24 protein-coding genes and 1 pseudogene are annotated in these 22,058 nt (G+C 58.7%); 15 read left to right on the forward strand and 10 right to left on the reverse strand.

Features of this window, described 5'->3' with window-relative positions; all coding sequences use genetic code 11:
- Positions 1-421: 421 nt before the first annotated feature.
- A pseudogene (locus NKJ73_RS28830) lies at positions 422-808 on the forward strand (ISNCY family transposase); the annotation flags it as partial.
- Between the two features lie 525 nt (positions 809-1,333).
- Here the strand turns inward: NKJ73_RS28830 and NKJ73_RS28835 are convergent.
- Positions 1,334-1,792 (reverse strand): hypothetical protein, encoded by a 459-nt coding sequence (locus NKJ73_RS28835; RefSeq protein WP_352571930.1) that lies wholly within the window; start codon positions 1,790-1,792, stop codon positions 1,334-1,336.
- A 127-nt stretch (positions 1,793-1,919) separates the two neighbouring features.
- Positions 1,920-2,522, reverse strand: coding sequence for a hypothetical protein (locus tag NKJ73_RS28840; protein WP_352571931.1), 603 nt, complete (start codon positions 2,520-2,522; stop codon positions 1,920-1,922).
- Positions 2,523-2,619: 97 nt separating this feature from the next.
- On the opposite strand from NKJ73_RS28840, the gene NKJ73_RS28845 reads away from it, so the two are divergent.
- Positions 2,620-3,192, forward strand: a complete 573-nt coding sequence (locus NKJ73_RS28845) for a helix-turn-helix domain-containing protein (protein WP_352571932.1) — start codon at positions 2,620-2,622, stop codon at positions 3,190-3,192.
- Positions 3,193-3,302: 110 nt separating this feature from the next.
- Here the strand turns inward: NKJ73_RS28845 and NKJ73_RS28850 are convergent, their stop codons facing one another.
- The 4 genes from NKJ73_RS28850 to NKJ73_RS28865 are packed head-to-tail and all read right to left on the reverse strand — an operon-like array spanning position 3,303 to position 6,487.
- Complete coding sequence (locus NKJ73_RS28850) at positions 3,303-4,619, reverse strand: sensor histidine kinase (RefSeq protein WP_352571933.1); 1,317 nt, start codon at positions 4,617-4,619, stop codon at positions 3,303-3,305.
- Positions 4,616-5,170, reverse strand: a complete 555-nt coding sequence (locus NKJ73_RS28855; protein WP_352571934.1) for a putative pterin-binding protein — start codon at positions 5,168-5,170, stop codon at positions 4,616-4,618. The genes NKJ73_RS28850 and NKJ73_RS28855 overlap by 4 nt, the downstream gene beginning before the upstream one ends.
- The gene (locus NKJ73_RS28860; protein ID WP_352571935.1) at positions 5,151-5,852 is read right to left on the reverse strand and encodes an FkbM family methyltransferase; all 702 of its coding nucleotides are present in this window, start codon (positions 5,850-5,852) and stop codon (positions 5,151-5,153) included. The genes NKJ73_RS28855 and NKJ73_RS28860 overlap by 20 nt, the downstream gene beginning before the upstream one ends.
- A gap of 5 nt (positions 5,853-5,857) precedes the next feature.
- Positions 5,858-6,487, reverse strand: a complete 630-nt coding sequence (locus tag NKJ73_RS28865; RefSeq protein ID WP_352571936.1) for a DNA-binding response regulator — start codon at positions 6,485-6,487, stop codon at positions 5,858-5,860.
- A 136-nt stretch (positions 6,488-6,623) separates the two neighbouring features.
- Between NKJ73_RS28865 and NKJ73_RS28870 the strand changes: the two genes are divergently transcribed.
- Positions 6,624-6,968, forward strand: a complete 345-nt coding sequence (locus tag NKJ73_RS28870) for a hypothetical protein (RefSeq protein WP_352571937.1) — start codon at positions 6,624-6,626, stop codon at positions 6,966-6,968.
- Here NKJ73_RS28870 and NKJ73_RS28875 read toward each other — a convergent pair.
- Genes NKJ73_RS28875 through NKJ73_RS28885 form a run of 3 tightly spaced genes read right to left on the reverse strand, consistent with a single transcriptional unit; the run spans position 6,965 to position 8,273 of the window.
- Complete coding sequence (locus tag NKJ73_RS28875) at positions 6,965-7,135, reverse strand: hypothetical protein (protein ID WP_352571938.1); 171 nt, start codon at positions 7,133-7,135, stop codon at positions 6,965-6,967. The two genes, NKJ73_RS28870 and NKJ73_RS28875, sit on opposite strands and share 4 nt — an antisense overlap.
- A 2-nt stretch (positions 7,136-7,137) precedes the next feature.
- Positions 7,138-7,677, reverse strand: a complete 540-nt coding sequence (locus NKJ73_RS28880) for a thermonuclease family protein (protein WP_352571939.1) — start codon at positions 7,675-7,677, stop codon at positions 7,138-7,140.
- A complete protein-coding gene (locus NKJ73_RS28885) occupies positions 7,674-8,273 on the reverse strand; it encodes a hypothetical protein (RefSeq protein WP_352571940.1) in 600 nt (199 codons plus the stop codon). The genes NKJ73_RS28880 and NKJ73_RS28885 overlap by 4 nt, the downstream gene beginning before the upstream one ends.
- A gap of 156 nt (positions 8,274-8,429) precedes the next feature.
- Here NKJ73_RS28885 and NKJ73_RS28890 point away from each other — a divergent pair, with 156 nt between their 5' ends.
- From NKJ73_RS28890 to NKJ73_RS28945, 12 genes are all read left to right on the forward strand, one after another.
- Positions 8,430-9,011, forward strand: coding sequence for a lytic transglycosylase domain-containing protein (locus tag NKJ73_RS28890; RefSeq protein WP_352571941.1), 582 nt, complete (start codon positions 8,430-8,432; stop codon positions 9,009-9,011).
- 12 nt (positions 9,012-9,023) lie between these two features.
- Positions 9,024-9,338 (forward strand): TrbC/VirB2 family type IV secretion system protein, encoded by a 315-nt coding sequence (locus NKJ73_RS28895; protein WP_023720448.1) that lies wholly within the window; start codon positions 9,024-9,026, stop codon positions 9,336-9,338.
- Positions 9,339-9,341: 3 nt separating this feature from the next.
- Positions 9,342-9,635, forward strand: coding sequence for a VirB3 family type IV secretion system protein (locus NKJ73_RS28900; protein WP_023720449.1), 294 nt, complete (start codon positions 9,342-9,344; stop codon positions 9,633-9,635).
- Positions 9,632-12,034 (forward strand): VirB4 family type IV secretion/conjugal transfer ATPase, encoded by a 2,403-nt coding sequence (locus tag NKJ73_RS28905; protein WP_352571942.1) that lies wholly within the window; start codon positions 9,632-9,634, stop codon positions 12,032-12,034. Before NKJ73_RS28900 ends, NKJ73_RS28905 begins: the two co-directional genes overlap by 4 nt.
- Positions 12,018-13,175 (forward strand): transglycosylase SLT domain-containing protein, encoded by a 1,158-nt coding sequence (locus NKJ73_RS28910; RefSeq protein WP_352571943.1) that lies wholly within the window; start codon positions 12,018-12,020, stop codon positions 13,173-13,175. The genes NKJ73_RS28905 and NKJ73_RS28910 overlap by 17 nt, the downstream gene beginning before the upstream one ends.
- A 9-nt stretch (positions 13,176-13,184) precedes the next feature.
- Positions 13,185-13,919, forward strand: coding sequence for a type IV secretion system protein (locus tag NKJ73_RS28915; RefSeq protein ID WP_352571944.1), 735 nt, complete (start codon positions 13,185-13,187; stop codon positions 13,917-13,919).
- A 182-nt stretch (positions 13,920-14,101) separates the two neighbouring features.
- Positions 14,102-15,145 carry a TrbL/VirB6 family protein gene (locus tag NKJ73_RS28920; RefSeq protein ID WP_352571945.1) on the forward strand — a complete coding sequence of 348 codons (1,044 nt, stop codon included), beginning with the start codon at positions 14,102-14,104 and terminating at the stop codon, positions 15,143-15,145.
- A 78-nt stretch (positions 15,146-15,223) separates the two neighbouring features.
- Positions 15,224-15,931 carry a VirB8 family type IV secretion system protein gene (locus NKJ73_RS28925; RefSeq protein ID WP_352571946.1) on the forward strand — a complete coding sequence of 236 codons (708 nt, stop codon included), beginning with the start codon at positions 15,224-15,226 and terminating at the stop codon, positions 15,929-15,931.
- Positions 15,928-16,725 (forward strand): TrbG/VirB9 family P-type conjugative transfer protein, encoded by a 798-nt coding sequence (locus NKJ73_RS28930; RefSeq protein ID WP_352571947.1) that lies wholly within the window; start codon positions 15,928-15,930, stop codon positions 16,723-16,725. The genes NKJ73_RS28925 and NKJ73_RS28930 overlap by 4 nt, the downstream gene beginning before the upstream one ends.
- Positions 16,725-18,188, forward strand: a complete 1,464-nt coding sequence (gene virB10 / locus NKJ73_RS28935) for a type IV secretion system protein VirB10 (protein WP_352571948.1) — start codon at positions 16,725-16,727, stop codon at positions 18,186-18,188. The genes NKJ73_RS28930 and virB10 overlap by 1 nt, the downstream gene beginning before the upstream one ends.
- Positions 18,185-19,210, forward strand: a complete 1,026-nt coding sequence (virB11, locus tag NKJ73_RS28940; RefSeq protein ID WP_502905405.1) for a P-type DNA transfer ATPase VirB11 — start codon at positions 18,185-18,187, stop codon at positions 19,208-19,210. Before virB10 ends, virB11 begins: the two co-directional genes overlap by 4 nt.
- A 10-nt stretch (positions 19,211-19,220) precedes the next feature.
- The gene (locus tag NKJ73_RS28945) at positions 19,221-21,371 is read left to right on the forward strand and encodes a type IV secretory system conjugative DNA transfer family protein (RefSeq protein ID WP_352571950.1); all 2,151 of its coding nucleotides are present in this window, start codon (positions 19,221-19,223) and stop codon (positions 21,369-21,371) included.
- A 398-nt stretch (positions 21,372-21,769) separates the two neighbouring features.
- On the opposite strand, the gene NKJ73_RS28950 is transcribed toward NKJ73_RS28945, so the two are convergent.
- Positions 21,770-22,015, reverse strand: a complete 246-nt coding sequence (locus NKJ73_RS28950) for a hypothetical protein (RefSeq protein ID WP_352571951.1) — start codon at positions 22,013-22,015, stop codon at positions 21,770-21,772.
- Between the last annotated feature and the right edge of the window lie 43 nt (positions 22,016-22,058).

The raw sequence follows: 22,058 nt of genomic DNA on the forward strand, positions 1-22,058 counted from the left end.
TGCCCTGTAGATAATAAACCGGATAAACAACGTCTCATTATAGTCGTTATACATATTGTGTTTTGCGCACGAGGGTAGGAGCATTAACGGGCTATGCGGACTGGATTTTTTAAGCGTTGTGTCGGTGGGGCTTGGCGGGGTCCCTCAGCAGTTGTATGCCCGCTGAAGGTGGCCCCGATGACTACGCTCGTCAGTCTCATTAGCGACGGTGAGCAGACTAGGAACAAGCATGTACTGATTCATGGAAGTGGCTTGGTCGTCAGAAGCCATAAATCGGTTACCTCGGTCCTGAGAGGAGACTGTTATTTATGGGAAGGTATGAACTGCTGCTACCACCACGCATTAAGAGCCGCGGCACCATTTGATTTGGCATGGGTAATGTGTATGCGTAGTAGCACTATTTTTTTGTCCAAGGCATGGGTTCGTTCTCCACCCGACCGAGACCGCGAAGAAGCTCGCCCGCAAGAAGGTGGTCGTCTGCGACTATCCCGATGGCCGTCTCGAGATCAGGCATGAGGGCGTTGCCCTGTCCTACAAAGCCTTCGATGAGCTGCGCTCTGTCCATCGTTCGGCAATCGTCGAGAACAAGCGGCTGGACGCCGTTCTGGAGATGGTTGCCGAGATGCAGGTTGGCCGCGACTTGCAGCGCAGCAAGCGCGGACCGCGCCGCACCGGCCAGACGGACCACATGTTCGGAATCCCTGACGGCGCTGAGAGCAACGGTTATGTGAAACGCGGTCGCAAGCCCGGCAGGCCGCCTGGTTACACCCGGCGGGAGCAAGCGCCCACCGAGGCGCCCGTACCGGAAGTCGGGCGCGCAGCCGTCGACGTCGATCTGCGGCTGACGGAGAGTGACAAGAATCGTATCGCCGATGTCGTCACGATGCTGAGCGAGTATCGGATCCCGCCGCGGTCGACGCCGGCCAACGAAGCTAGTCCGTAGCGGCGGGCTCTCAAAGCTAAAGCCGAAGGAATCTCACTGGAACGCACCCGATCGGGCTGCGCAACCCCGACCAGCTGACACCCGATCGGGTGCTCTCGCCACGGCCGGCAGCACTGTCATGCGACAATTCTACTTTGCCAGCAACGCGACATTCGAACTTGGTTGCAACACATAAGTATTGCCGCTGGTTTTAGTGAGCTAACGCAGTTGCACCGGATCGAGGTCTTGTCGAAGCTCACTGCTCAGGTCAATGTTACTTTATATCACCCCTGATCGCTGATGAAACAGCTAGAACGGGGAGACGGTTACGCCGGAGGTTTCTGAAACGCCGGCGGCTGGCGCTCGAGGTCAGACCATATCGGTTTTCGCTCGCCTTCCCTCTCGGCTCACTCACTTGTGCGGCATGCAATAGACACCCTCGGATTCCATGAGTACCGCGCCGCCCTTCAACTCGCTCATTGCGCCGACCCAGGCTTCCGAATAAGTGCGGCTGGCATCCACGGCCGTCAGCCAAAGAACGCGATTGTCAGCCAGTTCGACTTTAACTTCCTGCTGCAAAGGGCTTGCCTGCACGGTCTGTTGATAGTGCCGTTTGATCCTGACATTGCTGGCCGGGAACTCAGCTTCGTTGCTGCCATAGTTCAGCACAAATCCAGTATGGTCCTCGGCCACTGTGCAACTGCCGTCACGCTCACACACGATTTTGGCGGCGGTCTTGCAGTCCCATTTCAGTGAAGCGGGCCACATCGGATTGTCCGCGCTCGATCGCGGCTTATCGCTCTGACCAGCCGCCGTCGAGACTGCCCATGTGCTCATTATCGCAGTCGACAGGAGAAGCGCCTTGAACACTTATAAAAACCCTTGCCTGATCCAGTATTCGCGTTGACCTTCGAAGCCATCGCTCTCGTCGGCGTGAATAAACCGGACAGAGACGTTTTGTGATCCTCATAGCGACTCGTCCTGCGTGATCCCTGGCTTATGGCACGTTGAGATTGAACCAGCTTTTCTGGCGTATGCCGTTCGCGTTGTCATACTCGATGAACCAGGGCTTTCCGCGCATCGGCCGAGAGATGGTGTAGTAGGTGGAGCCGTTACCAAGGGAATGCCCTCTATCGTTGCCCGTGATCTGGATTTTTGCCGTTACCAACTTATCGTTGATTTCGATTTGGGCCTGTCGAGATCCGTTATCATGGTCTTGGCCGAGACGACTATTCGTGAAAGTGACGGGAAGCGTGAGCCTGTCGGAGCCGATGCGGCATATGTTCCGCTCTTGCCTCATTCCTGGCCGATCGGAGTCGTAGCTGCCAACTGCTTGCCAGCCAGACGGACAATCCTCATACTTCTCGAATCTCGCGGCGCTGGAGTTGGCTCGCGGACAGGTCGGCCAGTTAAAACCCGGAGCTTTCATTGCGGCAATCAACTTGTAGATTGGCGGGTGGCAAGAAGGAGTGCCCTGCCAGTCACCGGACAGACAGAGGAGGACCTGACAGCCCCATTCCGATGCCTGTGATTGGGATGGAAGAGCCGCGGCGCCCGCGACGGCGGCGGCACCCACCAAGAGATATTTCAGTACGATCATAGCCTTTTCCTCGCTGCGGATTCTGATACTTTACTATGGATCATCCGCGCGAAAAAGGACAGATCGAGAAGGCAGGTTTGTGCGACTACATCGATTTATGAAACGAGACATCGCGGGCGTGGTCGACAACCCGTTGCGTGTCAACATTGCGACAACGCTGGAGCGGGAGAGAGCCAGGCGTGGCCTATCCCATATGCACATGGCCGAGCTGTTCCGGACTGTCGAGGGCGAAAGGCTCGCCTACCGGACCTACATCCAGACCGTGCGACAGAAAAACAATGTCACCCTGACGACGTTGCAAATCATGGCAAGCGGCTTGCATGTGTCAGTTGCGGACCTGCTCGCGGGCGGAAAAAAACTTCCCGAATGGGCGCATCAGTTGGACGAAAATGCGATCCGCAAGCGTCTGGCGCACATCATCGACATTGAGCGAAAACGACGCACTTTGCTCCGCTATGAGATGGCCGAGCTCATCGGCGTGGCGGAGGCGACATTCATGAAATTGGAACGCGCAAGTGGCAATATCAGCGTCGACACAATTGCGGCGATCGCCAAGGCGTTGAAACTTGATCCAGCGACCTTCCTCTTTTCCGATAAGGTCCCGCCATCAACTGATCTACCTGTTTCTGACGCACCCGGAGGCGTAGGTTCTCATTTCAGAGTGCCGTAAACTTCCAGCGTCATCATCCGTCTAAGCTGGGCTACACCGAATGCTGGCAGGTTTTCGCCGTGATAGCGCATACCGGTGCAATTCAGGTGAAAATGGAGCAGAGCTGAGAACTAGCCGCGCCACGTGTGGACCTTTTTTCGCCTGTGCCTGAGGAACGATTGCCAGAAGATGGCTGCGGTGGAAAGCACGGGAACCCTGACCTCTACGGTTGTACCGACACCGTGAGCGCTGTCGATGATGAGCTTTCCTTTCAGCGCCGAGACCATCTGGGAACATGCGGTCAGTCCAAGGCCAGTATGATTTCCAGCTCGCGTTGAAAAGAAAGGGGTAGTTGCTTTTGCAACGATTGCAGGTGGCATGCCTGCGCCCTTGTCGGCCACTTCAAGCACGAGATAACTGCGCAGGAGGAAGGGGCGTCGCTTGACTGTCGCGGAGATGAGAATTGGGGCGTTTCTGGTGCCGGATAGAGCGGCAAGAGCGTTTTCTATCAGCTCATTAACGACCAACCGTAACGGCGTCGCCGGAACAGGTTGCACACGCGCTTTAGAATCGACCAAAACTTGCACCAAACTGCTGCGATCGTGCGCGAGATCCTCGAGGAGTGGGCCGAGCGCCACGGTGCTGGAATCTTGTGGCGCATAGGCGATCTGAAGGACACTGTCGGTGATCGATTCCAGTTCGGTAGCAGCACTGCGCGCAGCCTCAAGCATTTCGCCGCTCGGCTGCTTGTCTGGTTGTGCGTGCTCAAGGAACAGCCTCAAGGCTGTAACCCGCGATCGGGTCATATGCGCAAAGAGCGAAGCGAACGAGCGCATATGCTGGTCACGGCGATTGGCTAAAGCATAGCGCTGATGGATAACGAGATAGAAGGTAGCACCCAGGCCAAGTGCGATGGCGAAGATGAACCAGTTGCGCGAGGCCGCAATGTCGATGCTGGCGGTCTGCTGCAACGTGGCGCTGTGATCAACGGTAGAGCTGGAAATCTCGTAAATTGACTGTTCCAGCTTGGCCATGTCGGCAATGGCTTGGGTGTAGTTTCTACGCGCCGACACAAGAGGGGCAATTTTCTGTTCGAGGGTTAGGCGAATCCGGCCCAGGAGTTCGGCATCGTGGTCGGGAAAAAAGCGGTTCAGATAGGGCAGGTTTTCCAACTGCGCGACGTTGACGTTCACCAACGCCATTTGTCGATCGATGTCCGCATCAAGCTTGCCCGTCTCGTCGGCAATGCGAAGATAGCCATAGACTCGTATAAGGCGCTCGCGAATCTGTGCCGCGCGCCACTGAATCTCGAAAGTCTGACTGAGGATGGCATCCGTCTCCTGACGGTAGCGGTTCGATTGGATGAATGTCCACGCACTCAGCCCAAGCGCTGCAGCCATACCGAGATACGGCAGAACAGTGAGCAAGCGGCCGTTTAAGAACTTCATTGCTTGGCGCGCAGGATGACTGGGAAAAACACCCAGATCGAGTTTCTTGCGGGAACATATGAAGCGGGCAACCGGTCGAAGGGCCAAACAATGAAGATGGGGCCTTTCTCTACCATGCTGATCGGGCGGAAATCCTGGCCCGGCGGGCAATGCGAGCCGGCCTTGTCACTCTCGTTGCAACGACGTTCGATCGCCAGGATCGGATTATAAGACCGGATTTCGTCCATATGAATGTCGGCAACGAAGTTGTCATAGGCGACGACTTTGACTTCCTGAACAGCGGTTATTCCGGCCTTGGCAAGCACATTTGCAAGCAGCGGCCCGCGATATTCGATTTTCTCGTTGTTGCTCGTCCAGGGCGTACGCGTGTCATAGGTCTGTTGTGGAAACTCTGCCCGCAGCTGCTTTACTGAAAAGACGGCGACGGTCTTGCCGCTGGCGTCTTGAACCGACACTTCGTTGGGATCGAGGGGAATTTCCTCGGCGGCGCTGGCGAGCGGAAGGGACAGGGCAAATATGACGGCGAGAGCATTACGCAACATCTTCCACATCCTCGTATTCGCGGGGTCCATCGTTCTTGGCGAAGAGCACGCAAGGTCCTCGGGAGCCCCGCGGATCGTAGGCAAATCCCTTTTCTGCTAGGGCAAGGGTGATGTTGCGGATGCCGTCAAGGCCATAGAGGTGGTCGTGCAGCTCAAGAAAGATGCGCTCGACGCCGGGCAGCTCGGCATCTTGCAGAAGTTCTTTTTCAGCACCTTCAATGTCCATGACGAGGGCGTTTATTTGATGATCGGTGATGAAACGATCGACGTCGGCCGAGACGATCGAAAGTTCGCGCTCATATGGTCCCTGGTCTTTGTCCGTGGAAGACATCCAAAGGTCCCGGCGAACGTAGAAGGTGAAGGACCGCGGCGGGCCTGCTGTGAGAATACCCTGGGCATATGTGACATTGTCGAGATCGTTGGCCGCTATCACGCGCTTCGCTAGTTCCGCTGTTGCGGGATTTGCTTCAAAAGCCCACACCTGAACGCCGGGGATCTTCGCAATCAGTGCGGTGATGATGCCGATACCCGACCCTAGCTCCAGTACGCGATCACGCGCCTTGACTGCCCTGAAAATCCACTTCGCTTCCTTCGCCTCATAGCTCTGGCTTTGAAGCGCTCGCCAGATGACCGGCGAGACATCCTGCGGTTCCACGGGAACCTTGATCCCATGTACGGTTAGAGAAGCCATCGCGATCACAGCCCCTGTGGTAGCGGATGACCTTGCCTCATGAGTTTGGCCCGGGCCTGCTTGTAGTACCTTTCGGCAGAGCCGGCATCGATGCCCAGCCGCTCTGACATGAGGGCGAAAATCTCTTTCCGTTTCACACCAGGCGCGCGGCGGGCCATCATGTCGATGATTTCATGCTCGCGAGGCGTCAGAACGGAAAAGCGATAGTCGGGCCTTGTCATGGCGACTCGCGAAAGACGCAGGGAGAAGCCCTTGGATGAAATGTCCTCGAGCACGTCGCTGAAAACGCCGGGCGCAAGGCCGGTTTTGCCGAGATAAGCTGCGGCGCCGATCTGCTGGAAGCCTTCGGCCTCGGTTCGATTGTCAGAGCCGGTGACGACGATATGGATGGCGCTCGCAGAGGCTTCCATGATTTTGTCGACGACAGCAACCCGAGCAGTTTCTGACGTGGGATCAAATCCGGGCAAGCCGGGATCGATTACGATGAGATCAAATTGGATGTTTTGAAGCTCTCTGGACGCAATCTCCAAGGTTTCGGCACCTACGACGATGCAGTCATGGAAGCTTGCTTGCACTTCGTTCATTAATGCCAGACGCATAAGTGTCTGGTCTTCAACCACCAGGGCACGAAACATTAGAAGCCAATCCTTCTACGCAGGCACCCCCGCCCGGTCTTAGAATTGTCGCTTCAAAATAGGGATGATGCCATCCCTATTTTTCCTTACCTCCCGAGGTATCAGTATGTGACCAATGTACGCGAGGAGGAGGACGATGCCTATTCAACTGGTCTGTAGCAACGGACAAATGGAACCGGCTGAAGGTGTCGCGACTCTTATTGCAGCACATCGTCAGAGCCTGGCCATGCTCGAATATCTCGGCAAGCAATTGATGGAAGCTGAAGGGGCGGACGCGACCTTGCTGGGTCAGAGGATGGACGCGGTTATGGCGCAAGAGGCCGCGGCACGAAGGAGAGCCGCCATCGCTCCAGTAGCCACTGTCGCGGATATGAAAATGAAGGCAGCTTATTTCCAACGGTTGATGGGTCATGGCTGGTGCGAAATTGATGTCGACGACTTGCAGGTGGTGCTCGGTTCTTTCACGAAATTGCAATCCTAAGAGAAGAGTGCCGAAAGCCATGCTGTGATGGCGTGCCAGGCGGCATAAACTCCCGCGAGAACCAAGATGATGGCGATGAACCCGACAGCGCCGCCGACAGCGCCGTCCGAGCGTCCTTGGACAGGATATCCGTGGTAATAGTTATGCGCGTCGTCATCGCGGCTCATCATTATCTCTCCGATATGCGTTTCAGCAGAAGTTGTACTGGGTGCTGAAACGTTGTGTTCCACAATCCTCTGCGCTTCGACTTCGCATCCAATTCGGCAACTAGGTAATTGCCGTTGACTGCGTTGCCTTTTGCTGTCGTCGCCGCAAAAGCGTATCCCGTCGAGATGAGGGCCGTTCCGACGTCGATTGTTTCGCCTTTCAACTGCGCTCCGCATATGACAAAAGCCGCCTTGTCGAGCGCGTAGCCGATTGGCTGACAGGTGACTGCCGTGCCGTCAAAAAGCGCGGCCAGGTGCGCCAGCGATGCGTTGCCGCAATCAATTTTCCTACCGCCGGCCTCCTCTGCGATTGTCCCTCGTAAACACGACTGGACGCCATAGAGATGAAAAAGACGGGTTCCATCGCGCCATGTATCGCCAGTGAGCAACTGAACCGACTTCGACACTTGGAATGGTGCCGGCTCGGTGGAAGCATTGCTCTGCTGGGCGTGAGCCGATGCGGATAGTGCAACGGCGATGGCTGCGAGGCTGAATCGTCTCATTTTTGGAACTGCTCGCCCAGTTCGCCCGAATGTTCCAGATCGGGGCGCAGAGATTTGCCATCCTTGTTACCAATCGCCGCCATATCGAAAAAGACCATTTCGTCATCATCATAGGCGACCGTGTACGGATCGTTTGGATCGCCTGCACCGACGAGGGAGAAGCACGACACGGCGTCGGGTTCATCCTTCTTGCTTTGCAAAACAAGCGTCTTGCAAAGAACGACAGATGCACGGTGGTTGTAGATCCCCTCTTCGTAATCTTGCGCGGCTTTCGTGCAGTCCCATTCTTCGGCTTTATATGTGATTTTTGGCTTTGGGCACGCTGTGAGGCCGCGCAGCCGATACGTCGCGCCGTTGATAACGCGCTCAGTAGCCGAGTGCACCTTCACCGGCATCTTCAAGGCGGTAACGTCACGCCGATAAAGCGCGCCCTTGGCGTCGTAGCGCTCATAGACAAAGACCTTCTCGCCAGGCTTCGAGAACTGAAGCAAGTAGTCCTTCGATGGCTCATCGAAGGCATTCGGGGCGCTCGCGCCGGCTGCGAAACCCACGGTGCTTTGGAGCAGCAAGGCCACGAATATGGCTGTCTGTTTCATCGGATTTCCGTTCTCGTCACGCTTATCGATTGACACTTTACTAGGGTAGAGTGTAGCCATAGTAAAGTGTCAAATTGTGGCAAGCCAATGATTCGACCTCTCCTGATAATATCGCTTTGCGGTGCCATAGCGCCTTTCACGGCGCTGGCTCAGGACATGGCATCAGAGCGCGTTGCGGTCGCCTTTGCAACGCCGGCGAAAGCTGTGGCGGCAACCGGTATAGATCGCTCCGGGGCTTGTGAGGGTGGCAACCGTGCACAGATCGCGAGCCTTGTGCGCTCAATAGCGGCTGAAGAAGGATTTGACGCCGATCTAGCCGAAGCAATTGCATGGGCCGAAAGCGATCTTGGTGCCAACCAGGGTCCGTCAAAAGCCGGGGCCTTGGGAATCATGCAGCTGATGCCAGGAACGGCCTCCGATCTCGGCGTGAGCGACCGTTGCGATACACAGGCAAATGTCCGGGCTGGCCTTCGCTATCTGAAGTCACTGTATGACGAATTCGGGGATCCGCTGCTGATGCTGGCGGCATACAACGCCGGGCCCAACAGCGTCTACAAGGCGCAGGGGATTCCGGTGACTCCGGAGACGGCGGAATACATCGTGAAAATACTGAACCGCTGGAAGTTCGGCGGTGTGGTGAAGAAGTCCGCCCTGACCAAATCCGAGACGCTCGCGGCCGCTCCGCCAGCAAGCGAGGACGCTTGGCAGGATGGGCATGTCATGGATCTCGGCAACTGAAAGGAGCCAAGGGTGGAATACAGGAAAGCGGGCAAATTTGCCCTGAAACTGGCCTTGGCCTCGGCGGTCGGAATAGCTCTCGCGCCAGCCACTGCGTATGCCCAGTCGGCGGCGCCAGTCGAAAACGTGCTGGAGTGGTTCGTCGGAGTTCTGCAGGGCAACATCGCGCGCTCATTCGCCATCATCGCGGTCTGTTTTCTCGGCTTCCTCGCCATGACGGGCCGGCTGGCGTGGATGATGGCTTTTTCCATCATCATCGGCATCGCTCTTATCTTCGGGGCTGCCCAGCTGGTGGATGCGGTTCGCGCGACCGCTGGAGGCAGCTGAGACATGGACGACGAGGAAGTCTATGTCGAGCCGGTCAGCCTGCCACTGACACGCCCCCCGATGAAATGGGGGGTGCGATATGAAGTTTTTGCCCTGAATGGCATCCTGGCGGTGATCGGTTTCATCGCCACGAGCAGCTTCATGCTCGGCCTTGGCGTGTTCGGCGTGGTGCATCTGGTCAGCGCATATCTGTGCCAGCGCGACCCCTACATGTTCCATATTTTCGAGCGGCGCGTCTCCAAACGCGGAGCGGTGGCGAACCTTACTTTCTGGGGGGCGAGGAGCTATTCGCCATGAGCCTCGATGCCGACCTGAAATTTGGACGTGAACGCCGCCGTGAAAAGCCCGCGGCGATGCACATCCCTTACCTTCGCCATGTCGATGACAATTTGGTCGTGACGAAGAGCGGCTTTCTTGTCGGCGTCATCCAGCTCAGTGGCCTGCCATTCCAGACGATGGACCAGGCCGAGCTGAACAGCCGCATGTTCAACCGCAACACGACATTCCGCAATCTCTCGACCTCTCGCTTTGCCGTCTACACGACGATCATCCGCCGCCACGTGACGCCGGGAATCGAAGGCGACTTTGACAATCCTTTCGTGGCCGAGCTCGACGCCCGCTACATGGATGAGCTTGGGGCGAAAAACCTGTTCGTCAACGAGGCGTATCTGGCGGTCATACGCCGACCGATGGTCGGCCGCGTCGGCTGGGTGGACAAGGCTCTCAACGCGTTCCGCATCAGTACCGCGGGCGAAGAAACCCGCGAAGAGGCGGTCGCCGAACTGCATGACGTTCTCGACGGCGCCGTCAAGGATTTCACGGCGTATGGTGCGCGTCTTCTCGGCGTCGTGAAGCGCCGCGACAGCTTCTTTTCCGAGCCGGCGGAATTTGTGGCGAAGATCCTCGCCGGGGGCGTCGACGTGGAAATGCCTTTGCCGCGCATGAGCCTTGGTGATGTGCTGGCGACACGACAGCTGTTTTTCGGCAAGTCCGCGCTGGAACTTCGCGGGCCGGACGCCGGCAAACTCGGCGCCATGGTGTCGATCAAGGAATACCCACCCTTCACCGCTCCGGGCTCATTGGACGGTCTCTTGCGCCTGCCACATGAGTTTGTCCTGACGCAGAGTTTCGCGATCGAAGATCGTGTAACCGCGATGCGCAGGATCAACATCATCGCGAACCAGGTTGAGGGTTCCGACGAGGCAGGCACGACGGTCGAGGCGTCCGTACACGACGGCGCCGACAAGCTGGCCGGCGGCGAAGTGGTCTTCGGGCAACATCATATGAGCGTCATGGCCTTGGCACCGGACATAACCGGGCTCAACCGTGCGCTATCCGACGTTACGGCGGAGCTTTCGCGCATGTCGATCGTGCCGGTTCGCGAGACACTGAACACGGAACTGGCCTTCTGGGCGCAATTGCCGGGAAATTTCAGTTACATCGCGCGACGTGCGTTGATCTCGTCGCTTAACTTCGCCGGTCTTTTCTCAGGCCACAATTTCCCGTCCGGCCAACGTGAGCGGCTGCATTGGAAACGGCCTATCGCTTTGCTCGAAACGACCAGCCAGACGGCCTACTATTTCAATTTCCACGTTCACGATGTCGGGCACTTCACGGTGTTCGGCCCGACCGGCTCGGGCAAGACCGTCGTGCTGTCGTTCCTGATGGCGCAGGCCACGCGCATCATGCCGCGGCCACGATGTGTCTATTTCGACTATATGCGCGGTGCTGAAATTTTCGTTCGGGCGCTCGGCGGCCGCTACGAGGTGATGGAGCCTTCTCAGCCGACCGGGTTCGCGCCATTGCAGCTCGAGGACACGGCAGAAAACCGTTCTTTCCTTGAAGACTTGCTCATCTACATCTTGACGCCGGAAGGCGGCGCGCTGGACGTGGCGGAGATGCGCGTCATCAACGCCGCCGTCGACATGATCTACAAGATTCCGCGCGAACAGCGGACGTTCGACCTGCTGCCGGAAGTGCTGCGGGGCTCGCTCATGCCCGGCATGAACGATCTGGCGGCGCGGATACAACCCTGGCTGGACCCAAAGGACAAGGGCTGGCTTTTCAACAATCCCGTCGATCTCATCGATTTCTCGAAGCCCGTTGTCGGGTTCGACATGACGAAGATCCTAGGCGACCGAAAGCTGCGCTCGGCGGCATTGCTCTATATCTTTCATCGTCTTGAGGACGTCATCGACGGCTCGCCGATCATGCTCTTCCTCGATGAAGGCTGGAAGCTGTTGGATGACGAGGTTTTCGCCGCTTTCATCAACGAGACGCTGAAGACCATTCGTCGCCGCAACGGCGTGGTCGGCTTTGGCACGCAGACGGCGGAGGACGTCGTCAATTCCTCCATCTCGTCGTCGCTGATCGAGCAAACGAAGACCAACATTTTCTTCCCCAACCCGAAGGCGAGCAAGGACTCCTACATGGAGCGCTTCTCGCTGACGGCGAAGGAATTCGAGTTTGTGCGCCGGACCGCGAAGGAGACACGCACCTTCCTCGTCAAGCATGACAGCGACTCGATCGTAGCCAAGCTCGATTTGTCAGCTATGCCCGATCTCATCAAGGTCTTGTCCTCGAACGAAGCCAACAGCAAGGAATGCGCACGGCTCCGGGAGACCTTCGGCGACGAGCCGGAGGCGTGGCTGCCATACTTCTGCGGATGGGAGAACGAGCATGACGAAGCGGCTTAGCAGCGCTTGTCTGGCCGTGGCTCTCGCGACGGCGGAAAGCATGAGCGTGGCTGTCGCTCAGATCGCGGTCATCGACGGGCAGAACCTCGAAAAGCGGCAAGAGGACGAGCAGCACAGCACAAAGTCGGATGAGGCCAAGAAGGACGTAACCGACAAGAAGAAAAGCGTCGTCTGCACCTATTCGAACAAATACCGCTCACAAATGTTTCGCCGGTCTCCGGCCGAAGCGTTGCAGCGCGACGCGGGCAACGTGAAGATGATCCGCTATTATGCGCAAAAATACGGGGTGCCCGAAGGCCTGGCGCTTTCCGTTGCCTATCAGGAATCGCGCTTCGACACATGCGCCGGGAGCCACACCGGCGTCAAAGGCGTCATGCAGCTGACCAAGGGCACCGGCAAGTCCATGGGACTGGACCGCGACGTCAACGAGCAAAATGTCGAAGGCGGCGTCAAATACCTCGGAATGGGCGTGAAGCAATGCGGGGCGACGAACTACAGCTGTCTCGCCTCCTTCTACAACGGATCGAACGCAGGCGAGCAGAACCAATGGGCCGGCGGCGTCGGCCGCTGGAACAGCTACTTCAACGACTATGTGTCGAGCGGCAAGGCTCCGGCCGCCGCGCCGCCGCCATTCTCGATCGTAACGGCCGACGGCGCAGGCGGCACGGCTCAGGACGCGGCCATGGGCACGGTCAGGAAGGCGGCTGGCGGCCTTGATGCAAGCTCATCGCAGATCGGCGCCAACGGCGCGGCAATCGACGCGCTGGCGGGCAACGTTGGCCAGGTGACCGAATACAAGGACGCCTGGGAGCTGAACTCGTCGGCTCGTGGGATCAACGCCGATGTCACCAACCAGTACCTCGCCCAGGCGGGGGATTTTACGACGTTGCTGGCCCAACTTCTATCGTTGCAGAATGTTCAGGCATCGCAGTCGTCCAAGCTGGTGCAACGGCCGAAGAGCGGCTCTCCAAACCCGTTCTCTTGTGATCCCGCGGAATTGGAACGATTGAGGATCGATCGCGGCCGGTGGCTACCATGCGCACTTGAGAACGCGGGGGCAAGCTCGGCCGACAGCCGCTCGATGATCATCACCAGTGATCCTGCCGGCGCTGCCAGCGTGATCAATTCTCTACAGCAATAGGAGGCTGACATGAAAAAATTCGCGATTGCTGCCAGTCTGGCGCTTTGGGCAAGCACGGCCCACGCACAGATTGCCGTCATTGATGGCGCCAATCTCGATGTCGCCCGCAAGAATGCGGACAATACCAACTCCATCATGGATTCGAACAAGGATATCCTGAAAAAGAGCGAGGAGATCCTGCAGGCTCTCAGCGGCAGTCGTGACGGTTCGCTCGGGATCGGGCAGATGGGCCTTGGCGGCAATATGTCGATTGCCCAGGCGCCGTCGTTCGGATCGATCCTGAACGGCGGGGCTCTTTCGTTTGGTGGCCTGTCGCCCGAAATCCAGAAAATCGCCGGCGCCGTCATCAACGGGCTCCAGCTGGTGAAGCAGCTCCAGCAGATTGCCGGCAAAGAGACGAGCGCCGTGAACACCGCCTATGGCGGCAGCGTCAATGTGGCCTCGCTGCTAAGCGCGTTGACCTCGCAGGCTTCCCAGGGCGTGACCCAGCGCCAACAGTCACTGCAGTCCGCGAGCGGGCAGATCGGGCAGTCGCAGGACGTCAAGGGTTCCGTGGACCAGAACACACGAATGCAGCTGGAAAACGCGCGTGCTGTCAACGAACTGATCGGCGTCCAGAACGGTGCGGTCGCGGCCCTGAATGAGAAGCTGAAAGGAGATCTTCTTCGCCAGAGCCAGGTGCAGAAGATGATGACGCCCCGGAACGTCAATCCGTTCGCGGACTTTGGCAAGAGCGGAGGTTAGCACTTGTTGAAGCGGGTGTTGCGCATATGCGTTGTGATTGGGCTCAGCGCGGGGCTTTTCGGATGCGCAAATCGCGAACTAAAAGCGCCGTGCGGGCCTTTGGCGTATGCCCACGCCGACGAATGTGGCCCGCTGAAGCCGGTCAATTCAACGCCATTCGCCAGCATCATTGACGAGGATCCATGAACGGTCTTGCCGCAAGCATTCTCGGTGGCATTGACAACATCGGTGAGGACTTCGTTCGCACCGTCTATATGCAATTGGGCAATGCGATGGGCAACGTCTTCACCCTCATGCTGACCCTCTATATCGTGTGGTGGGGCTATTCGATCCTGAGCGGGCGAGAGTCGATTTCGCCAATCGAAGCGGCCTATCGCCTCGGCCGCGCCGTCATCATCTATCTGCTGCTGACCGGATGGGGCACATTTTCCGCGACGATCTACCAGCTTGTGCAAAGCATTCCAGATGAGGTCGGTAAGGTCATTGTCGGCGCCGTCTCGCGGGCAACCGGCAATCAGCTCAGCGATCAGGCGGCAATTCCAGCGCTTATCGACAATCTCTACCAAGGCGCCCAGGACGTCGCCAATCAGGTCTATAGCGGATCCTTCTATGACATTTTTGGCGCGCTGCTGTCGCTGCTCGTTCTGCTGTCTGCCATCATTTTCGCAGCGCTTGCCATTGCCGCGATCATCGCCGCCAAAGTGATGCTGTTCATCACGCTCGCTTTGGCGCCCATATGGATCATTCTTTGGCTATACCGCTGGTCATCGCGCATGAGCGAAGGCTTCCTTTCGCTCACCACCTTTCTGATGATTCAGCAAGTCCTGATCTACGGCTTTCTCGGCTTCTACTTCTCGCTCGTCAATGCGGCGCTCAACACCGCCACTTCCGGCGGAGCGACCATGGACAGCAAAATGTCGCTGGTGCTGCCCTTGGTGCTGGTGACGATCATCGGGATCTACGTTCTCATGCAGATACCCTCGATTGCTTCGATCCTGAATGGCGGCGGGTATCTCAGCACCGTGGGAGCATACAATCCTTATAGAAATTTCGGCAGAAACGCCCTGCGCTATTCCGGCGCGCGATGGGCCGCCGGCCGCGCCGCTCGGGGCGCCCGGCAGCTCGCCGCAAACAGTTTTCGATCTTCGCGAACAGCGAGAGCGGATGCCGCAACCCGGTCCGCCATCCAGCAAGGTGCGCGCGATAACTCCAGGCCCCTGGCCTAGAACGCACAACGATCACCGATCGCGGCCCTGGATCAGGATGCATCGCGCAAACGAGGCAATAGTAAAGTGGCAATTCCAATGGAAACAGCGGCTAACAGCAGCAGCGAACTCGTCGACAAGCGCTATTATAAAGCGGGTGCAACCTGGGAAGACGACACGCACCGGTCGATGCGTCGATCGCGTACCGTGGCGTGGATCGTCAGCGGGGCTTCCGGACTGGTGGCGGTACTGTCGCTCCTGGCGCTCGTGCTGATTCTGCCGCTCCGGCAGTTCGAACCGTACGTTGTCGAGGTCGACAAATCGACGGGCTACCTCGAGATCATGCGCGCTCTGAAGCCTGGAGATTTGTCCCAGAACGAAGCCGTCACGGCGGCCAATCTTGTGCGTTACATCAGGGCCCGCGAAACCTACGATTCCCGCGAACTGAAACAGAACTACGACCTGGCGCAGCTCTACTCCACTGACGCGGCGTCCAAGGATTTGACATGGCTTTTCACGCCGGCAAACCCGCAGTCGCTGGACAAGATTTATGGCCGCAATGTCACCATCTCGGTCGAGATCAAGTCGGTTTCCCTGCTCAATCGCAACACAGCCTCGGTGCGCTTTGCCACGACGACGCGGCGGGACAATTCGTCCATGATCGACAATTGGGTCGCGGTGATAAAATTCCGCTACACCTCAACGCCGCTCAAGAACGAATGGCGTTTCGACAACCCGTTGGGATTTCAGGCTACGGATTATCGCCGCGACCAGGAATCGGCGCCGGCTGCGGGAAGCCTGCAATGAGATGGCGCGTGAGCCTCGCTCTGTCGGCCGCCCTTCTGCTCGGCACGATGCACGGCGCGGCCGCACGCGACGGCCGCATCCGACATGTCACCTTCAACAATGACGACGTGACGTCGGTGCGCGCCGCTCTTGGCATTTCGACCATGGTCGAGCTCAGTCCGACCGAAGTCATCGAAACCGTGTCGGCTGGCGACACGAAAGGCTGGTCGATCATCCCCAAACGCGGATCGCGATTCCTCTTCGTCAAGCCGCTGGAGCGCGATGCGTGGACCAACGTCAACGTCGTCACCAACCGGCGCGTCTATTCCCTGCTGCTGCAGGCGACTGACAATGACCGGGACCGGGCATCCTTCCAGGTCCGGTTCAAATACCCGGACGAGGATGTCAACGCGCGCCTGCTCTCACAGGCCAAACAGAACGCCGCCGATCCGGATTTGAAGGACCTGAACTATGCCGATCTCAACTACGACTATGCCTACAAGGGCGACGACAGCCTGAAGCCGCGCACCGTATTCGACGACGGCACCAAGGTATTTCTGGAGTTCAAGGGTGACATTCCGGCGATTTTCGTTGTCGACGACAAGCGCCATGAGTCGCTGGTCAACGTTCGCACGCAGGGCAAATACACCGTCGTCGACAAGGTCGCGCAGCAATTCACCTTGCGAGCCGGTGGCAAGACGCTCTGCCTCTACAACCGGGTGCGACCCAACGCCATCGATCCCGTCGAGCAGGTCTACGGTCCAACGAAACTGACACGCGGTTCCACCCTGTTCGGATCCGGCGGAGGGCGGTGATGACCCAGATCGACTATAACCAACTGGACGGCAGCCCGACGGTCGCGCGCCGCGGTGCGGGCGTCGGTACCAAGATCGCCCTGGTCGGCCTCGGCGTGGTGCTTGTAGGCGCGCTGATATGGCTGAACTGGCCTCGGGAGCCGGTATCGCGCGATGTTCGCAGCGATGGCGAGGAAAACTTCAACCCGCCCGAGTTCCGCCCACCGGCGTTGAACGAGCCGCCTCAACCTGCCGACGGCACGATCGACCAGATCGTGGTGCCGCCACCGGCCGCCGACCAAAGCGGCACGCAACAGGCTGACAATGTCGATCAGACGGTGCAGGAGGGCGCGGACCTCGATGCGCAGCGGCGGGCGCTGGAGGCGCAGATGGCAGCCGAGGAAGCTCGCCGCAAGGCCGAGGCGGAAGAAGCCCGCCGCAAGGCCGCGGCTGAGGACGAGGCTCGCCGTAAGGCAGAGGCCGCCGAGCATGAAAAAGCGGTATGGGAACGCCTGCGGTCGAACCAGATGGTGACGAATGATGAAACCGGCTCGACGGATGCCGGCGCCCAAGCGGCACAGGTCGAAATCGCGCCCGACGGTCAGATCATCCCGGTCCCCGGCGCCGACAGTGATCCCGACAAGGCATTCCTGGCGCAGTCTGAGGCAAGTTCTTCCGGCATCGTCAAAGCCAGAGCCTTCCGACGCACCGATGCGTTGATCCCAGAGGGAACGATCATTCGCGGCTATTTGGAAACCGCTGTTAACACCGACCTTCCCGGCGCCGTGCGCGCTGTCGTGCGTGAGGATGTCTTCTCGCTCGACGGCAGGCGGATCCTCATTCCGAAGGGCTCGCGCCTGACCGGAGAATACCGCTCGGGGCTTGCACGCGGTCAAAAGCGTGTTTTCATCGTCTGGAGCAGGGTCATCCGCTCGGACGGCATTTCCGTCGATATTAAGTCGCCTGGCGCAGATGCGCTCGGCCGCGGTGGCATGGGCGGCCGTGTCGATACGCACTGGGTTGAACGCTATGGCAACGCCATCATGCTTTCCATTTTTGGCGGTGTCTCTGAATATCTGTCCTCGCTTGGAGATCGCAGCCAGGATGGACAACAGCGCCAGGTGTCGGCGATCGATCCCGTAACCGGCGAGACCACGACCGTAACTTATGGCGGCAATGGCTCGCAGCGCGACGCCCGCAGCATCGCCTTCGATAAGTCATCGACCGCCCTGCAGCAACTCGCGCAAGAGGCGTTTCGCGACACGCAGAACATTGGCCCGACAGTCTACGTCGACCAGGGCACATCGATCGTCGTGCTGGTGCGGCGAGATCTCGATTTCTCGGAATTGTACGCCGACCCCGTTCAGGAAGAAGTGGCGCGCCTTAAGGCAGGCGGGCGGCCGAAGACGGCGATCGATCCGACGCCTCTCTACGGCACGCCGAAGGATCATTTTTATCCCGGCTACGCGAGGCCGGTGAAATGAATGCCGTGCATCCCCTCCCCGACCCTTGGGCGAGAGCCCCGGTCCTGCGCGCTCATCTGGAACCGATATGGCCCTATTTGAACGAAGATACGGTTTCCGAGATTGCGATCAACAGGCCGGGTGAATTGTTCATCGAGCGCCTCGGCGCGAAGGAAATGGAGCACGTCGTCAAGCGCGAGGTCACGCCCGGCTGGATTCGCAATATCTCGACTGGCGTCGCCTCGGCGACAAATCAGGTCATCAACGAAGAAAAGCCGGTCCTGTCGGCCGCTCTACCTTCGGGTGAGCGCATCCAATGCATCTTGCCGCCGGCGGCTCCCGAAGGCGGGGCGATTTCGATCCGCAAGCAGGTCATCATGGATATGAGCCTTGATGCCTACAACGATCTCGGCGCATTCGAGAACACGGCAATGGGTAGCGGCCTTGCGCTTTCAACCGAAGAAAAGCGACTTGTCGAGATGTTGCACGACACGTCGCCGATGGACTTCCTGCAATATGCGGTGCGCAACCGCGTCTCGATCGTCGTTTCAGGCGGTACGTCGACCGGCAAGACGACGTTCTTGAATGCGCTCTTGAAGGAGATCCCGGCCCATGAACGGATCATCACGATCGAAGATACCCGCGAACTGAGGCTGCCGGCTCCCAACAACGTCACCTTGATAGCTTCGAAGGGCGACCAGGGCCTTGCCAAAGTCTCCGCCCAACAGCTGCTCGAGGCCTCGCTTCGCATGCGGCCCGACCGTCTGCTTCTGGGCGAGTTGCGCGGCGCTGAAACCTTCGCGTTCCTCCAGGCGATCAACACCGGCCACCCGGGTTCGCTCACGACCGTTCATGCCAATTCCGCCCGGTCCGCCTACGAGCGGCTGGCGCTGATGGTCATGCAGGGCAGCTCGGGCCTCTCACGAAGCGAAATCCTCGACTACCTGCGCGAGGTCATTCCGGTGGTCGTCCAGATGGTCCGCACCGAAGGCGGACGGCGCGGCATCAGCGAGATCAAGTTCACCAAGGCGGAGACGATCTAGCGGGCCCACCATGCAGAAAATCGCAACAGCAATTTTCATGGTGCTCATGGCAATGGCCCTGGGCGTCCTGGTCTTCACAGTCGCCTATGCCGCGACTGATTGGTACCGGACCGGCTCCCACGTCCTGTTCGATCAGCTGAACGCCAATCCCTTGCCGGTCGTTCGTCTGGCCTGGGCTGACGTGACCGCGAGAAATTTTGACCGGGTGCTATACGCCGTTGCGGCGGGAGTTTTAGGGTTTCTCTTGCCACTGGTCGGCCTGTTTCTCATGCGCCCCAGAAGGCGCAATGACTCTCGCTTCATGACTATGAGCGACGTATCGAAAACCGGCTTGACGAAAGTGGGCGGCGTCTTCGTCGGTCGAGCCGGCGGTAGGCTGGCCGAAATTCTGTCGCCCGGCCGCGATCAGCGCTCTGGCAAGATCCGCCTGATGCAGCGCAAGCTGATCGGCGGCAAGAAATTGTGGATTGATGGCGATGATGTCGGCGGCTTCGTCATAGGGCCGCCGCGCTCCGGTAAAGGCACGTCTCTCATCGTCCCGAACGCCTTGACCTGGCCGCATTCCCTCGTGGTTCTCGACCTGCGCGGCGAGACCTATGCGGCGACCGCCGGCTACCGTTCAACCATGAGCCGCGTGGTGCGTTTTGCGCCGGCTGACCCGGACGGCAATACCGCCTGCTACAATCCGATGGACTTCATCTCGCTGGATTCAGCACAGCGTGACATCGACCTTCGCAACATCGCTGCGGCGCTGTTTCCGCGGCCGCCCTCAAATGCAGACCCGTATTGGGTTAACGACGCCCGCCTCCTTTTTACCGGCATAGCGTCCTTCGTCATGGAATCGCCTGCGATCCCAAACGAGAAGAAGACCTTCGCCACAATCCTTGAGATCATGAACGGTGCCGAGCAGCCGCTCCTGGAATTCATCGGCTCGCTGCGCGAGGAACGCCGCCGCGAATGTTCGCATTTTACGCTGCAAACCCTGCTGCCATATTTCGAGATGTCTCAGCGGCAGTTTTCCGGAATCTACGCCGGCGTCCGGACCGGCATGGCCCCCTTCCTCAACGAGCGCCTGATGCGAGCTACGTCGCGCAGCACGTTCGATATTCGCAAGCTCAAGGGCGACCGGATTTCTCTCTATCTCGACGTGCGGCGCGAGCAGATTACGTCGCTTGGACCGCTGTTCAACGTGCTGATTACGCAGATGATGAACTTCATGTCGGAAACCATTCCGCAGCCGGGCGAGCATCCGGTGCTTGTGCTGCTCGACGAGTTCCAGAACCTCGGTAAGCTCGAGAACGTGACCGAAATGGCGAGCGTGCTCGGCGGCAACGGCGTTTCGATGTGGTTTTTCGTGCAGTCGCTGAAGGCTGTAGACGAGATCTATCGCCAGGAAGGGCGCAAAACGCTCATCAACGCCGCTCGCGTGCAGATCTTTTTCGGTGCGCAGGACGCGGACGATCTGCGCTACGTTTCCGAGCAGCTCGGCGAAACGTCGGACGTGCAAAAGGACGTGACGCGCACCAAGGCAACGTTGTTCGACACTTATTACACGCGCTCGGAGCACCGCAAGGAAGTGCGGCGGCCTCTGATGCGGCCAGATGAAATCCGCACCCTCGACAAGAACAAGGTCATCATATTGCCGCGCGGCGAACTGCCGATCCTCGGCACCCGCAATTTCTATTTCGCCGACGGTCCGCTCGCCAAACGCGCGTTCATGCCCCTGCCCGCCTCTACCGATGCTTCGCGCACGAAAAGCCCTGCCGCGGACTCCTCTGCGGCGGTCCCATCTCCTGTGCTCCCGACGATTGTGCCGACAGCACCCGCGTATCGCTCAGGCCTCTTGCAGGCCCGCCTGCGGCGCGGCGCGACATTTGCCGCAAAAGCAGGCCGTATAGCTCCGCCGCCGGGCCGGCGCGCAATCGTAAAAGAAAGGCGGAAAGCAACAGACGCTGCAGACGTACCAGCCTATGCCGCAATAGATTTTTCCGCTTTGGCGGCCAAACCAGTGACAGCACGCATAGCGCCCGACAAAGAAGCGGCGGTTGCGGCGATCCTGAACAAGGTGCGGTCTCTGCGCGCCAACGCATCCGATATCGAGGCTTTCGATAGGAATTTGAGCGTCGTCGAAGATGCTTTGCCTGATGTAGTCGATGGGTAGGCTAGCATTCCAATGCGGCGGAGAGGTCATTTGTCTACCGTGACCTTGTCGCACACGTCATGGCGGCGGAGGAAATTGCCGCGCGCTTCGGGCAGTGCAAGGTCTCAATCAAGAAGATCACACGGCGCGAACCGTCGACGATACTGGACCTCGACAGGCGTTTCAGGGACCCGCCCCGTCAAGTTCAATCGCAAATCCCGCATCGACCGCGCTTCGCGCAATGAGATCGCCAAGTTCCCAGTCCGTGAGTTCGCAAAGGGGAAGCATTCTCCTCATGGTGTGGCTAACCTCGGATATCGAAATAATCGGGCTGCCGATGTTGTCGATCAGGTGACGGACAATCGCTTGGCGAACGTCCGATAAGGTAGGCGTCTGCGCGAGCGCAGGCATAACCGGCCCTATGAATGGAGCCGTGGTTCTGCGGCCACGGCTGTTTTTAAGTCGAACGCGACGGGCACACCGTGAATAATGGATGCTGCCGCCACCAACTCCTCTAGGTCGCGGTCGGTAACCTGGCATGCCGGCATGAGTGTTCGGATGGCGCGGATTGCCTGCGCGATGGAGAGAAAACTGGCCTTGCCTCGGGAGAGGACGTAGGCTTCAGCGGCGCTTTCAACTGTGACGGTGTGAAAACTCCTGGTCATCGAGAAAACCTCCCTAAAACCCTCAACGCGATTTACGGCAGGA

This window comes from Mesorhizobium sp. M0074 (assembly GCF_040322975.1).
Lineage (GTDB): Bacteria > Pseudomonadota > Alphaproteobacteria > Rhizobiales > Rhizobiaceae > Mesorhizobium.

What these genes read in the sequence shown, in the direction of transcription:
- NKJ73_RS28840 (WP_352571931.1), bottom strand. Translation starts at nt 2,522, where the DNA reads ATGATCGTACTGAAATATCTCTTGGTGGGTGCCGCCGCCGTCGCGGGC.
- NKJ73_RS28845 (WP_352571932.1), top strand. Translation starts at nt 2,620, where the DNA reads ATGAAACGAGACATCGCGGGCGTGGTCGACAACCCGTTGCGTGTCAAC.
- NKJ73_RS28850 (WP_352571933.1), bottom strand. Translation starts at nt 4,619, where the DNA reads ATGAAGTTCTTAAACGGCCGCTTGCTCACTGTTCTGCCGTATCTCGGT.
- NKJ73_RS28855 (WP_352571934.1), bottom strand. Translation starts at nt 5,170, where the DNA reads ATGTGGAAGATGTTGCGTAATGCTCTCGCCGTCATATTTGCCCTGTCC.
- NKJ73_RS28860 (WP_352571935.1), bottom strand. Translation starts at nt 5,852, where the DNA reads ATGGCTTCTCTAACCGTACATGGGATCAAGGTTCCCGTGGAACCGCAG.
- NKJ73_RS28865 (WP_352571936.1), bottom strand. Translation starts at nt 6,487, where the DNA reads ATGTTTCGTGCCCTGGTGGTTGAAGACCAGACACTTATGCGTCTGGCA.
- NKJ73_RS28870 (WP_352571937.1), top strand. Translation starts at nt 6,624, where the DNA reads ATGCCTATTCAACTGGTCTGTAGCAACGGACAAATGGAACCGGCTGAA.
- NKJ73_RS28875 (WP_352571938.1), bottom strand. Translation starts at nt 7,135, where the DNA reads ATGAGCCGCGATGACGACGCGCATAACTATTACCACGGATATCCTGTC.
- NKJ73_RS28880 (WP_352571939.1), bottom strand. Translation starts at nt 7,677, where the DNA reads ATGAGACGATTCAGCCTCGCAGCCATCGCCGTTGCACTATCCGCATCG.
- NKJ73_RS28885 (WP_352571940.1), bottom strand. Translation starts at nt 8,273, where the DNA reads ATGAAACAGACAGCCATATTCGTGGCCTTGCTGCTCCAAAGCACCGTG.
- NKJ73_RS28890 (WP_352571941.1), top strand. Translation starts at nt 8,430, where the DNA reads ATGGCATCAGAGCGCGTTGCGGTCGCCTTTGCAACGCCGGCGAAAGCT.
- NKJ73_RS28900 (WP_023720449.1), top strand. Translation starts at nt 9,342, where the DNA reads ATGGACGACGAGGAAGTCTATGTCGAGCCGGTCAGCCTGCCACTGACA.
- NKJ73_RS28905 (WP_352571942.1), top strand. Translation starts at nt 9,632, where the DNA reads ATGAGCCTCGATGCCGACCTGAAATTTGGACGTGAACGCCGCCGTGAA.
- NKJ73_RS28910 (WP_352571943.1), top strand. Translation starts at nt 12,018, where the DNA reads ATGACGAAGCGGCTTAGCAGCGCTTGTCTGGCCGTGGCTCTCGCGACG.
- NKJ73_RS28915 (WP_352571944.1), top strand. Translation starts at nt 13,185, where the DNA reads ATGAAAAAATTCGCGATTGCTGCCAGTCTGGCGCTTTGGGCAAGCACG.
- NKJ73_RS28920 (WP_352571945.1), top strand. Translation starts at nt 14,102, where the DNA reads ATGAACGGTCTTGCCGCAAGCATTCTCGGTGGCATTGACAACATCGGT.
- NKJ73_RS28925 (WP_352571946.1), top strand. Translation starts at nt 15,224, where the DNA reads ATGGAAACAGCGGCTAACAGCAGCAGCGAACTCGTCGACAAGCGCTAT.
- NKJ73_RS28930 (WP_352571947.1), top strand. Translation starts at nt 15,928, where the DNA reads ATGAGATGGCGCGTGAGCCTCGCTCTGTCGGCCGCCCTTCTGCTCGGC.
- virB10 (WP_352571948.1), top strand. Translation starts at nt 16,725, where the DNA reads ATGACCCAGATCGACTATAACCAACTGGACGGCAGCCCGACGGTCGCG.
- virB11 (WP_502905405.1), top strand. Translation starts at nt 18,185, where the DNA reads ATGAATGCCGTGCATCCCCTCCCCGACCCTTGGGCGAGAGCCCCGGTC.
- NKJ73_RS28945 (WP_352571950.1), top strand. Translation starts at nt 19,221, where the DNA reads ATGCAGAAAATCGCAACAGCAATTTTCATGGTGCTCATGGCAATGGCC.
- NKJ73_RS28950 (WP_352571951.1), bottom strand. Translation starts at nt 22,015, where the DNA reads ATGACCAGGAGTTTTCACACCGTCACAGTTGAAAGCGCCGCTGAAGCC.